General features: G+C 69.5%; 11 protein-coding genes. 2 read left to right on the top strand and 9 right to left on the bottom strand.

What is annotated here, in order from left to right:
* Window positions 1-4: 4 nt before the first annotated feature.
* From ABD798_RS32625 to ABD798_RS32585, 9 genes are all read right to left on the bottom strand, one after another.
* A complete protein-coding gene (locus ABD798_RS32625; protein WP_425549314.1) occupies window positions 5-1,363 on the bottom strand; it encodes an amidase in 1,359 nt (452 codons plus the stop codon).
* 52 nt (window positions 1,364-1,415) lie between these two features.
* Window positions 1,416-2,183: an SDR family NAD(P)-dependent oxidoreductase gene (locus ABD798_RS32620; protein ID WP_344883760.1), complete on the bottom strand. Its 768-nt coding sequence runs from the start codon at window positions 2,181-2,183 to the stop codon at window positions 1,416-1,418.
* Window positions 2,184-2,313: 130 nt separating this feature from the next.
* A complete protein-coding gene (locus ABD798_RS32615; RefSeq protein WP_344883757.1) occupies window positions 2,314-3,750 on the bottom strand; it encodes an aldehyde dehydrogenase family protein in 1,437 nt (478 codons plus the stop codon).
* On the bottom strand, window positions 3,747-4,538 hold the full coding sequence (locus ABD798_RS32610; RefSeq protein ID WP_425549313.1) for an ATP-binding cassette domain-containing protein: 792 nt from the start codon (window positions 4,536-4,538) through the stop codon (window positions 3,747-3,749). The genes ABD798_RS32615 and ABD798_RS32610 overlap by 4 nt, the downstream gene beginning before the upstream one ends.
* 2 nt (window positions 4,539-4,540) lie before the next feature.
* Window positions 4,541-5,494: an ABC transporter ATP-binding protein gene (locus tag ABD798_RS32605; RefSeq protein WP_344884001.1), complete on the bottom strand. Its 954-nt coding sequence runs from the start codon at window positions 5,492-5,494 to the stop codon at window positions 4,541-4,543.
* A 5-nt stretch (window positions 5,495-5,499) separates the two neighbouring features.
* A complete protein-coding gene (locus ABD798_RS32600) occupies window positions 5,500-6,321 on the bottom strand; it encodes an ABC transporter permease (RefSeq protein WP_344883754.1) in 822 nt (273 codons plus the stop codon).
* Complete coding sequence (locus ABD798_RS32595) at window positions 6,318-7,265, bottom strand: ABC transporter permease (RefSeq protein ID WP_344883751.1); 948 nt, start codon at window positions 7,263-7,265, stop codon at window positions 6,318-6,320. Before ABD798_RS32595 ends, ABD798_RS32600 begins: the two co-directional genes overlap by 4 nt.
* A 3-nt stretch (window positions 7,266-7,268) precedes the next feature.
* On the bottom strand, window positions 7,269-8,756 hold the full coding sequence (locus ABD798_RS32590; protein WP_344883748.1) for an ABC transporter substrate-binding protein: 1,488 nt from the start codon (window positions 8,754-8,756) through the stop codon (window positions 7,269-7,271).
* Entirely contained in the window at window positions 8,753-9,799 is a 1,047-nt protein-coding gene (locus tag ABD798_RS32585) for an isocitrate/isopropylmalate dehydrogenase family protein (protein WP_344883745.1), read from the bottom strand. Before ABD798_RS32585 ends, ABD798_RS32590 begins: the two co-directional genes overlap by 4 nt.
* 142 nt (window positions 9,800-9,941) lie before the next feature.
* Here ABD798_RS32585 and ABD798_RS32580 point away from each other — a divergent pair, with 142 nt between their 5' ends.
* Together ABD798_RS32580 and ABD798_RS32575 are read left to right on the top strand one after the other, a co-directional pair.
* Window positions 9,942-10,685, top strand: coding sequence for a FadR/GntR family transcriptional regulator (locus ABD798_RS32580; protein ID WP_344883998.1), 744 nt, complete (start codon window positions 9,942-9,944; stop codon window positions 10,683-10,685).
* A 4-nt stretch (window positions 10,686-10,689) separates the two neighbouring features.
* On the top strand, window positions 10,690-11,997 hold the full coding sequence (locus tag ABD798_RS32575) for a glycoside hydrolase family 76 protein (RefSeq protein WP_344883742.1): 1,308 nt from the start codon (window positions 10,690-10,692) through the stop codon (window positions 11,995-11,997).
* Window positions 11,998-12,106 lie beyond the last annotated feature (109 nt).

Here is a 12,106-nt window from a genome sequence, read left to right as displayed (position 1 = left end):
CCCCTTACGCACGCACCGACCGGTCGTAAGGCCACGGAGGCTGGGCGGGGCGGAGGCGCTCGTAGGTCCTGACGAGGCCGAGCACGCCGACGTCGTTGAAGCGGTGCCCGGCGATCTGCAAGCCGATCGGCAGGCCGTCGGAGGTGAAGCCGCAGTTGACCGACGCGGCGGGCTGGCCGGACATGTTGTAGGCCACCGTGAAGCCGATGTGCTCGAACGGCGCGAGTGGATTGTTGTTGGGGGAAGCCAACTCCGCGTCGAAGGCGGGCACGGGCGACACCGGCGACAGCACGTGGTCGAAGGGCTTCAGCGCGCGCTCGGCGGCCACCGCCATCGCGTCCATCTGCGCGTAGCCGCGGTACACCCGCACGCCGGAGAGGTCCGCGCCGCTCTCCACCCACTCGCGGATGAACGGCAGCACGAGTTCCCTGCGCTCCAACGGCATCCGCTCGAAGTCCGACCAGAACCGCATGCGCCAGAAGTCGTTCAGCCCTTCGAGCATCTCCTGCGTGATCATCGGCCCGATCGGCTCGACGACCGCGCCCGCCGCCTCGAAGGCCTTGGCGGCCTCGGTCACGGCGGCGGTGACCTCCGGGTGCACGGGCAGGCCCAGCCCGGCGTCGAGCTGCAAGCCGATGCGCAGGCCGCGCGGCTTGACCGGAGGGCACTGCCAGTCGAGCTCCTGCGGCGGAAGGCTGAGGTGGTCCCGACCGTCCGCTTTGGACAGAACGGACATCAGCAGCGCCGCGTCCCTGCCGTTCCTGGTCATCGGCCCGACGACACGGCCGGGGTAGGGCGGGTCCACGGGAACCCTGCCGAAGCTGGGCTTGAGCCCGACCAGCGCGCACCAGCCCGCCGGCAGCCGGATCGAGCCGCCGATGTCGGTGCCGACGTGCAGCGGACCGTAGCCCGCGGCGCCCGCCGCTCCGGCTCCCGCACTCGACCCACCGGGGCCTTTGCTTGTGTCCCAGGGGTTGCGCGCGGTCGCGTGGAAGCTCGACAGCCCGGAGGAGAGCATGCCGAAGTCCGGCATGGTGGTCTTGGCGATGATCACCGCGCCCTCTTCGCGCAGGCGCGCGGCGGCGGGACCGTCTGCCTCGGCCGGGACCAGCTCGGTCGCGGCCGTGCCGAGCGGGACCGGGGTGCCCTTGGTGGCGATGTTCTCCTTCACCGTCACCGGCACTCCGTCAAGCGCCCCAACGGGTTCCTGGCGGCGCCAGCGCTGCTCTGCCGCCTTCGCGGTGGCCCGAGCACCCTCGGCGTCCAGGGAGTAGGTGGCGCGCAGCACGGGTTCGCAGCGCTCGACCCTGGCCAGCACGGCGTCCAGCATCTCCACCGGGGACACCGCCCCGGACCGGAACATCGCGACCGCGTCGACCGCGCTCAGGTCGGCCAGCTCCACCCGGAAACCCCCTTCAGTTCGGCGGGTCGAAGCGGCCGTCGACCGCCGTCCACCCGCCATCCACGGCAAGGACCGAACCGGTGACGAAACTGGAGGCGTCCGACGCGAGGTACACCACCGCGCCGGCCAGCTCCTGCGGCAGCGCCCACCGGCCGAGCGCGCCCTTGGCAGCATAGGCCCGGTACCAGTCCGGGCTGGCCTTGATCTGGGCGGTCAGCGGGGTCTCCACCACTCCGGGGGAGATCGCGTTCACCCGGACGCCGGACGGCCCGAACTCCGCGGCGGCGGTGCGCACGAGCTGCACCAGGCCCGCCTTGGTCGCCGCGTACACGCCCTGCCCCGGCTCCACCGTGCTCGCGCGGATCGACGAGAAGCCGATGATCGACCCGCGCCCGCGCTCCGTCATCGGCCCACCGAAAGCCCTGATCACGTCGAAGGTCGCGCGCAGGTTCAGCGAGACCACCTTGTCGAAATCCTCGCGCGTGTAGTCCAACAGCCTCTTGCGCACGTTCGTCGCCGCGGTGAGCACCAGGCCGTCCACCTCGCCGAGGTCGTCCGCGGCGGCGGCGACCGCGTCCGCGTCGAGCACGTCGAGCTGGTACGGGCGCGCATCCCCGATCAGCTCGGCGGTCTCGGTCGCGGACGCCAGGTCACGATCCCCGCAGACGACCTCGGCACCCTGGGCGGCCAGCGCCCTCGCCGCCTCCCTCCCGATCCCGCTCCCGGCCCCCAGCACCACAACCCGCTTGCCGTCCAGGCGAAATAACCTCGAGTAGTCCACGAACCCCTCCTCCACATCCCTCACACCACTTAAGCCCTGAACGACCCGTTTGGTGCGTTGAGCGCACTGAACGGGTCGTTCAGGGCGCTCAACGCACCAATGGGGACTTTCATGTTTGGGGCGGTTGTGGTCATGCGGGCCTGATCACGGCCATGCGGGTCACGGTCAGCTCCTCGATGGCGAAGCGCGGGCCTTCGCGCCCGGAGCCGGAGTCCTTGACGCCGCCGTAGGGCATGACGTCCGAGCGGAAGCCGGGCACCTCGTTCACCACGACCCCGCCGACCTGCAAGCGCTCCACGGCGTCGAAGGCGGTCTTCAGCGAGCGCGTGAACACGCTGGCGTGCAGGCCGTAGCGCGACGCGTTCACGAGATCGAATGCTTCGTCCACAGTGGACACCGTGCGCAGGCACACGACCGGGCCGAAGATCTCCTCGTCCCAACACGAGACGCCGTCGGGCACATCGGCCAACACGGTCGGTTCGATCACACCGTCCACTTCGGACCCACCAGCCAGCACGTGTGCGCCGGACGAACGCGCAGCAGAAATCCACTCCAACACCCGCTGGGTGGACTTCGCGTCGATCAACGCGGACACCCGGGTCGTCGAGTCGCGCGGATCGCCCACCACGACCTCGCCGAGGCGGGAAAGCACGCGCGAAACCAGCTCCGACGCAACGGATTCCACAACGATCAACCGCTGCACGGAGATGCACGCCTGCCCGGACGCGTAGAACCCGCCGCGCAGCACGGCATCCGCCGCAGCGTCGAGGTCCGCGTCCGGAGCGACGACCAACGCCGCGTTGGAACCCAGCTCCAGCAGGGTCTTCGTGGGCGCGGCGTCCCGGGCGATCTGGTGACCGATAGCGGCGGAGCCGGTGAACGACACGGCTCCGATGCGCGGATCGGTGACGAGCGCCGAGCCCACTGAAGCGTCGCCGGTGACGAGCTGCGCGATCTCGGCGGGCGCACCCTCCGCTTCAGCTGCCGAGCGGACGAGGTGCAGCAACCACAACGTGGCCAGAGGCGTTTGCGGGGCGGGCTTGCACACGATCGGGCAGCCCGCGGCGATGGCGGGCGCGATCTTGTGCGTGGCGAGCAGCAGCGGGTAGTTGAACCCGGCGATCCCCACGACGACGCCGATCGGCTTGCGCGTCCAGAACCCGATCAGCCCGTCACCGGACGGCAGCAGGTCCAGCGGCACGGTCTCTCCGTGCAACCGCGCGACTTCCTCGGCGGCGGCCGACAACGTCACCAGGGTCCGCGCGACCTCGACCTTGCAGTCCACCAAAGGTTTGCCGGTCTCCAAGACCAGCAAGCTCTCGAACTCCGTCTGCTTCTCCGACAGAGCAGCAAGGACACGCAGCAGCACGGACCGGCGCACACGCGAGGGCAGAGCCGCAATCCGAGGAGCAGCGGCGACGGCGTGGTCGATGGCGGCACGCGCCTGCGCTGGCGTGCCGACCGGGGCCTGCGCCACTTCGCTTCCGTCGTAAGGGAAACGGACGGCCTCGGTTCGTTCAGCCGGAACCCAATCGGCTCCAATCGGTAGTCCTGAAGGAAAGTTCACGCAAACCTCCGCATGGCTGTTCGCAGTGTCGGCACGGCGGCGATCAGCTCGCGCGTGTACGAGTGTTGCGGCGCCTCGTAAATGTCCTCGGCCTTGCCCATCTCCACGATCTCACCGGAGCGCATCACCGCGACGGTGTCGCACACGTGCCGCACCACCGACAGGTCGTGCGAAACGAACACGAGCGTCAGCGAGAACCGCTCCACCAGGTCAGCGAGCAAGTTCAGGATCTGCGCGCGCACGGAGACATCCAGCGCGCTGACCGGCTCGTCCGCGACCAGAACACTCGGATTCGGCGCGAGGGCTCGGGCGATCGAGATGCGCTGCCGCTGACCACCGGAGAACTGGTGCGGGAACCGATCCGCGGCCTGGCGCGGCAATCCAACGGCGTCCAGCAACTCCTTCAGCCGTCCACCAGGATCGGAATGTCCCTGCGCCACAAGGGGCTCGCAGATGATGTCGCGCACGCGCATCCGGGGGTCGAGCGAGCCCATGGGGTCCTGGAACACGACCTGGAGCTCACGACGGAGGAACTTCAGCCGCCGCTCGGGCAGGGCGGTGATGTCCTTGCCCTGGAAGGAGATCGTTCCCGAGCTCGGCTTGTCCAGCGCGGCGAGCAGGCGGATCAGCGTGGACTTGCCCGAGCCGGACTCGCCGACCACGCCGAACCTGCTCTGGCGCGGAAGGTCGAAGGAGACCCCGCGCAGCGCCTCCACCCGCGTGCCGGGCGCGGTCAGCGAGGTGCGCGGACGGCGGTAGACCCGGCGCAGGTCACGAACTTCGATCACGTTCACGCGAGGCCTCCAACGGGGTGCCAGCAGGCGAACCCGCGATCGTCCACTTCGGACAGAACGGGCACGTCGGCGCACTGGTCGCTCGCGTCGGCGCAGCGGTTGCGGAACACGCAGCCGCCGGGGAACTCACCAGCACCCGGAACAGCGCCGGGGATGGTGCGCAACCGCCCGTTCTCGTCGACGGCCTCCAGGTCGGAGGCAGCGAGAAGCCCTCGCGTATAAGGATGTTTGGGATTGCTGAAGACATCCTTGACCGAGCCGGTCTCCACCAGCCGACCGCCGTACATCACCAGCACCCGCTCGCAGGTCTGCGCGACCACGGCCAGGTCGTGGGTGATGAACAGCAGCGCCGTGCCGCGCTCCTCGGTCGCGGTCCGGATCAGCTCCAGCATCCGCGCCTGCACCGTGACGTCGAGCGCGGTGGTCGGCTCGTCGCAGATCAGCACGGCGGGATCGTTGGCCAGCGCGATCGCCAGCATCACCCGCTGCCGCTGCCCGCCGGAGAGCTGGTGCGGGTAGGCGCGCGCCGTCTCGGCGGGCTCGGGCAACCGGACCTGGCCGAGCAGCTCCACCGCCGCGGCCCGCGCAGCCGCCTTGTCGGGCTTCGTGCGGTGGATGAGCATGATCTCCGCGACCTGCTCGCCGACGCGCATCGACGGGTTGAGCGCGGTCATCGGCTCCTGGAAGACCATCGCCATCCGCCGACCGCGCACCCGGGCGAGCTGCTTCTCCGTCGCACCAACGAGATCGTGGTCCACTTCGGACAGCCGGACCGATCCGGCCGCCCGCACCTCCTCCGGCAGCAGGCCCATCACGGCCGTCGCGGTCAGCGACTTGCCGGAGCCGGACTCGCCGATCAGCCCGACCCGCTCCCCCGGCGCCACGGTGAAGGAAACCCCGCTCACCAAAGGGATTCCCGCGACGCTCAGGTCGAGCGAGTCCACGGTCAGGGCGCTCACCCGCGCACCTCCAGCCTGGGGTCGTAGCGGTCCCGGAGCCCGTCGCCGAGCAGGTTGAACCCGAGCACCGCGAGCGCGATCGCGACGCCGGGCACCAACGCCAGCCGGGGCTCCACCGCGAGAAGTTCCTGCGACTCCTGCAACATCCGGCCCCACGACGGCGTGGGCGGCCTGGTCCCGAAGCCCAGGAAGGACAGCGCGGCCTCGGAGAGCACCGCGATCGCGAACGACACCGAGGACTGCACGATCACCAGCCCGGCGATGTTCGGCAGCACGTGCCGCACGGCGATGGCCGTCTTCGTGCGCCCGGCCGACCGCGCGGCCAGCACGTACTCCGTGCTCATCACGCCGAGCGTGGCGCTGCGGGCGATGCGCGCGAAGGACGGCACGCTGGCGACACCGATCGCGATCATCGCCGTCAGGGTGTCCGCGCCGAAGACCGCGCCGAGCACGATCGCCAGCAGCAGAGCCGGGAACGCGAGCACGAGATCGTTGACGCGCATCACCAGCTCGCCGAGCCACTTCGGCGCCATAGCGGCGAAAACGCCGAGCGGAGTGCCGATCAGCGCCGCCACGCCGACCGCGACCACGCCGACGAACAAGGTCGTCCGCGCGCCGACCATGACCTGGCTGAACAGATCGCGGCCGAACTTGTCGGTGCCGAACAGGTAGTCGGTTCCCGGCCCGCGCAACCGTTGCGCCGCGTCGACCAAAGTCGGATCGTGCGGCGTCCACAGGAAGGACATGAGCGCCATGACCACGACCAAGCCGACGAGCCCCAGGCCCACCCACAGGCTCGGACTGCTCGAACGCCTCATGACGCCTGCCTCAGTCGCGGGTTCAGCACGGTGTAGAGCACGTCCACCACGAAGTTCACCAGCAGCACCGCCAGTACGAGAACGAGCACGATTCCCTGCACTGTCAACAAATCCCGGTTGCTGACCGCGTCGAGCAGCATGCTGCCGAGACCGGGGATCACGAAGACCCGCTCGATCACCACGGCACCGATCAGCAGCGTCGCCAGCTGCAAGCCCAACACCGTCACCACCGGCACCGACGCGTTGCGCAGGCCGTGCCTCAGCAGCGCGCGGTACGGCGTCAACCCCTTGGCGCGCGCGGTTCTCAGGTAGTCCTCGCGGAGCACGTCGATCACCGACGACCGCACGTACCGGGTGAGCACGGCGCCCTGGACCAGGCCGAGCGAGAGCGCGGGCAGGATCAGTCCGCTGAGGAAGTCGAGCGGATCGATGATCGGCGGTGTCCAGCCGCCAGCGGGCAACCACCGCAGGTCCACCGCGAAGATCTGCACGAGGATGATCGCCGCGACGAAGCCGGGCACCGCGACGCCGAGCTGGCTCAGCCCGGAGATCACCGAGCCGCTGGCCCTGCGGTGCCGGACGGCGGCGAACACCCCGGCGGGCAGGGCGATCAGCAGCGCGACCAGCATTCCGGCTCCCACCAGCCACATCGTCACGCCGAGCCGGTCGATCAGTTGCGGCCCGATGGGTTCACGGGTCACGTAGGAGTTGCCGAAGTCGCCGGAGAAGATCCCGCCGATCCACTCGAAGTACTGCGTCGCGAGTGGACGGTCGATGCCGAACTCCTGCCGGGTTTTGGCGAGCAGCTCGGGTGTGGCGCTCACGCCGAGCGCGACCTGGGCCGGGTCGCCGGGCAGCACGGCCAGCAACCCGAACACGGCCGCCGAGGCGACGAGCGCGCTCACCACGAAGATCAGCGCGCGGCGCAGGATCTGCACGACCATGCCTCAGCTCCCCGCTCGCCGGAGGAGGGTGAGGTCGAAGGCCTCGCTGATCTGGTTCAGCGGCAACCCGCCCACCTTCTTCTTCGCCGCGATCAGGTTGGGGAACAAGAACAACCAGCACGCGGCGGCGTCGTTGGCCAGTGTCGCGGCCACTTCGCGCATCGCGGCCACCTGCTGCTCCTGGCTGCCCCGGTCGGCGTCCGCGAGCAGCTGGCGCACCTTCGGGCTGTCGTAGCCCCAGTAGTACTTGGTGTTGCCGAAGGTGGTGATGTCGCGCGGCTCCACGTGCTGGATGATCGACATGTCGAAGTCGTGCTCGGTGAACACCGATTTCAGCCATACGGCCGGGAAGTCCAGCGGTTCGATGCTGACCCCGACGCCGATCTTGTTCAGCTCCGACTTGACGACCTGCGCGGAGGTGACCGCGTAGGGCAGGTTCGGGATGCGCAGGCGGAGGTTGAGGTTCTGCTGCCCAGCCTCGGCGAGCAGCTTCTTCGCGCCCTCCGGGTTGTACGCGTTGACCCCGGTGAGGTCGGTGTACCAAGGGTCCGTGCGCGGCACCATGCTGCCGATCAGCTCGCCCCGGCCCGCCCACGCGGTGTCCAGCAGCACCCGCCGGTCGATCCCCTGCGTGATCGCGCGGCGCACCCGGACGTCGTTGAGCGGGGCCTTGCGGCCGTTGAAGGACAGCACGACCTCGCCGTTGGTGATGCCCTGGGTGACGTTGAAGCGCGTGTCGTTCTCGAACTGCGGCATCGAGTCCGGTGCCGCCACCGCGCTCACCACGTCGATCCCGTTGCTCAGCAAGGCGTTGTTCAGCGCGGTGGAGTCCTTGAAGTAGCGCAGGTAGACGGTCTCGAACGCGGGTTTCGGTCCCCAGTAGCGGGGATTGGTCTTCAGCGTGATCGAGGCGCCCCGGTTGCGCGAGGCCACGTCGTAAGGGCCGGTGCCGATCGGATCGTTCGGCAGGTCCGCGACGCCGTCCGGGCTGAACATCGCGCCGACGCGCGTGGTCATGTCGAAGAGCCAGTTGTTGCTGGGGCGGCTGAGAACCACGCGCACCGTGGTCGGCGACAGCGGCTCGACACGGCTGACAACGTCCATCTTGGACTTCTGCGAGATGCCCCACGCGGTCTTGACGCGGTCGATGCTGAACTTCACGGTGTCCGCGGTGAACGGGCTGCCGTTGCTGAAGACCACGTTGGGGCGCAAGGAGAACTCGTAGGACAGGCGGTCAGGGCTGACCGTCCACGACTCGGCGAGCAGCGGCTTGACCTGACCGTTCTCGTCGAGCTTCACCAGTCCCTCGTAGACGTTGTACAGCAACGCCTGCGGGATCGCGGTCCCGTCGGTGCGGGTGAAGTCGAAGTTCGCGGGCTCCGCGCTGAAGCCGATGGTGATCGCGCCCGGATCGCGCGGCGCGGACGCCGTCACCCCGGCCGAGCACCCGCTGACGAGCAGGGCCAGAAGGAAGAGGCTGAGGCGCTTCACCCGAGACCTCCCAGCACCGCCGAGGCGAGCCGCTCCGTCGTGCCCGTGCCGCCGAGGTCGGGAGTGTGGTTGGCGGGGTCGCGCAGGGCTTCGGCGATGGCTTCGCGCACCCGCGCGGCGGCCTTCGGCAGCCCGGAGTCCTCCAGCAGCATCGCGCCGGAAAGCATGCACGCCACCGGGTTCGCCACTCCGCGCCCCACGATGTCCGGCGCCGAGCCGTGCACCGGCTCGTAGATCCCCGGAGTCCGGCCAGGCGCGACGTTGGCGCTCGGGGCCATCCCCATCCCCCCGGCCAAGACCGCCGCGAGGTCGGAGAGGATGTCGCCGAAAAGGTTGCTGCACAACAGAACGTCGAGCCCGCGCGGCTTCTGGATCATGCGCGCGGCCATCGCGTCGACCAGCACGTGCTCGCACTCGACGTCGGGGAACTCCGCCGCGATCTCGTCGACCACGGCGTCCCACAGCGTGTAGCCGAAGCGCATCGCGTTCGACTTCGTCACCAGCGCCAGTCGCCCGGAACGTCCTTGTGCCGCCTGGAACGCGTGTCGCGCGGCGCGCTCGATCACCGGCCGCGAGTGCACCGCGACCTCCACACCCAGCTCGCCGGGACGACCTCGGTGCACGCGTCCGCCGACGCCCGCGTACTCGCCCTCGGTGTTCTCCCGGACGATCAGCAGGTCCACGTCGTGCGCGTCGCGCAGCGCGGTCGCAACGCCGTCCCAGCTGCGCACGGGCCGCAGGTTCACCGCGAGGTCCAGTTGCTGCCGCAGGGCGATGATCAGGCCCCAGACCAGCTCGTGGTCGGGCACGTCCGGCCTGCCGACCGCGCCGAACAGCACGGCGGAGCGATCTGAGATGATCTTCGCCGCGTCCTCGGGCATGGGCGAGCCGGTGTCCAGGTGCCGCTGCCCGCCCCAGTCCAGGTCGAGCACGTCCAGCTCGGCCGCCTCGGCCCGCGCGGCCGCGTGCAGCACGGGCAGCGCGGCCGCGACGACCTCCGGTCCGATCCCGTCGCCGGGAATGACGGCGATCCTGACTCTCATGGGTCTGCACTCCTGTTTCGGCTGGTCGGCGGTAGCCGGTCTACTGGTCAGACCAGTAGACTGTGTGCGGTGGGTCACCCTGCCACCCCGCAAGGGACCGGTCAAGGGATGGAGGTGTCGAATGGCAAACCTTGATCAACAACTGCGATTCGCCCCGGTCAGCCCCGTGCGCGCCTACGAACGGGTGGTCGAGCAGATCGAGGCCGCGGTGCTCGACGGCCGCCTGGGCCCCGGCGAGCACCTGCCCAGCGAGCGGGAGCTGATGGTCCAGTTCGACGTGGGCCGCTCGACGATCCGCGAGGCGCTGCGCGTGTTGCAGAGCAACGGTTTGGTGCGTTCCCGCCCCGGCGACCCGCGCGGCCCCCAGGTGCAGCCGATGTCCTCCGGCGCCCTTGAGAAGTCGATGACCATGCTGGCCAGGGCTTCCGCGCTGAGCCTCGCCGAGCTGGTGCAGTTCCGCATGCTCATCGAGGGTTCCGCCAACCAGCTCGCCGCGTGCCTGCGCACCCCCGAGCAGCTCGCCGAGATGGAGGCTGCTCTGGAGGAGATGCGCGCGGCCCTCGACGAGGGTTTCGCCGAGTTCAGCCGCGCCGACCTCGCTTTCCACGAGACCGTGGCGAAGGCGACCGGCAACACCTTGATCCAGATCTGTGGCGCCGTCGTCCGCGATGTCGTGGTGAGCCTCATCGAGGACAAGATCGCCCACGCCCCCGACAGCCGCGCGCTGATGCTGACTTCGCTGCAACACCACGCCAACGTCCTCGACGCCGTCCGCGATGGCGACGGTGAGCGCGCGGCGCGGCTGGCTCGGCAGAGCTTGTACGACTACTACGCGGAATACGTCCCAGAGGAGCAACGGGCGGCGCTGCATCCCCTGCTCTACTGAACGCATGCGCCTCATCGCTGTCGTACTACTCCTGCTGTCGACCGCGACCCCTGCTTCGGCCGCTACCAACTTCTCCGCTTGGGCGCGCGCGGGCAACACCGCGCTCACCCAGTTCTACGACGACAACACCGGCCTCTACCGGACCACGAACTGGTGGAACGCCGCGAACGCCCTCAACGCCGAGTTGGACTCCGACCGCCTCCTCGGCACCCGCACCGGCCGTGCTCACGCCGCGACCACCCACGCCAAGCACTCCGCCGGCGGTTTCCTCAACCACTACTACGACGACGAGGGTTGGTGGGCGCTCACGTGGATCAACGCCCACGAGCTGACCCGTGACCCCCGCTACCTCGCCACCGCCCGCGCGATCTTCAAGGACATCACCGGCGGTTGGGACTCCGTCTGCGGCGGCGGTGTGTGGTGGAACCGCGACCGCCGCTACAAGAACGCCATCACCAACGAGCTGTTCACGACCATCGCCGCCAAGCTCGCCCGCGTGACCGGCGAGCCGGAGTACCGCGACTGGGCTGTCCGAGGGTGGAACTGGTTCGCCGCAACCGGAATGCTCAACAGAGGCGGTCTCATCAACGACGGTCTCACGCCTGACTGCAAGAGCAACGTCGGCGCCACGTGGACCTACAACCAAGGCGTGGTCCTCCAAGCACTGGTAGAACTCGCCGCTCTCACCCGCGACCGCGCCTACCTGGACACCGCCCACCGCATCGCCTCGGCCGCCACCCGCATGCTCTCCGTGGACCAACGCGTTCTCCTGGAGCCCTGTGAGCCTTCCTGCGGCGCCGACGGCCCCCAGTTCAAGGGCATTTTCATGCGCGGCCTCCGCGACCTCCACCGCGCTGACGGCAGAGCCGAGTACCGCGCTTTCATCACCCACAACGCCCATTCCCTGTGGACCCGCTCCCGCACCTCCACCAACCACTTCGGCCTCTCCTGGTCCGGCCCCCACGACACCGCCGACGCCGCCCGCCAGTCCTCCGCGCAGGACGCCCTCAACGCCGCTTTGGTCACCGGCGCTCTGATTCCGTCTCCGCGCCCGCCCCGTCCGACCGCGTGCACCGAGCAGGGTGCTGCGTCAGCTCAGGGCCGCGTCGTGTCACTGTTGTTGTGCTCCACCGGTTTCCACGGCCGCGTGCTCGGCTTCCAGCCCGGTGATCAGGTGTACGTCAGCACCGACGGCCTCCGCTACGCCATGACCACCGCTTCCCCGTCCACCCCCGGCGGCTTCTGGGGCCGGTTCCGCACGTGCCTGCGCATCGGGGAGGCCGCGCCGGTGTGCACGCCTCACTCGGGTTAGAAGGGGGCGGGCTCGGCGATCGGCTCCAGTTCCGTGTCATAGGTGCGCTTCGCCGGGGTCGTCCACCGATGGGTGCCGTCGTCGAGGTTCTCGCACCGCCAGTTCGAGT

Source organism: Allokutzneria multivorans, assembly GCF_039537405.1.
Taxonomy (GTDB): domain Bacteria; phylum Actinomycetota; class Actinomycetes; order Mycobacteriales; family Pseudonocardiaceae; genus Allokutzneria; species Allokutzneria multivorans.
Note: the sequence above shows the minus strand (reverse complement) of the source record. Positions and strands in the feature narration are given on the sequence as shown.

Bases quoted from the DNA above. Each gene is read 5' to 3' on its own strand.
- ABD798_RS32625 (WP_425549314.1), bottom strand. From the start codon at position 1,363: ATGTTCCGGTCCGGGGCGGTGTCCCCGGTGGAGATGCTGGACGCCGTG.
- ABD798_RS32600 (WP_344883754.1), bottom strand. From the start codon at position 6,321: ATGAGGCGTTCGAGCAGTCCGAGCCTGTGGGTGGGCCTGGGGCTCGTC.
- ABD798_RS32595 (WP_344883751.1), bottom strand. From the start codon at position 7,265: ATGGTCGTGCAGATCCTGCGCCGCGCGCTGATCTTCGTGGTGAGCGCG.
- ABD798_RS32585 (WP_344883745.1), bottom strand. From the start codon at position 9,799: ATGAGAGTCAGGATCGCCGTCATTCCCGGCGACGGGATCGGACCGGAG.
- ABD798_RS32575 (WP_344883742.1), top strand. From the start codon at position 10,690: ATGCGCCTCATCGCTGTCGTACTACTCCTGCTGTCGACCGCGACCCCT.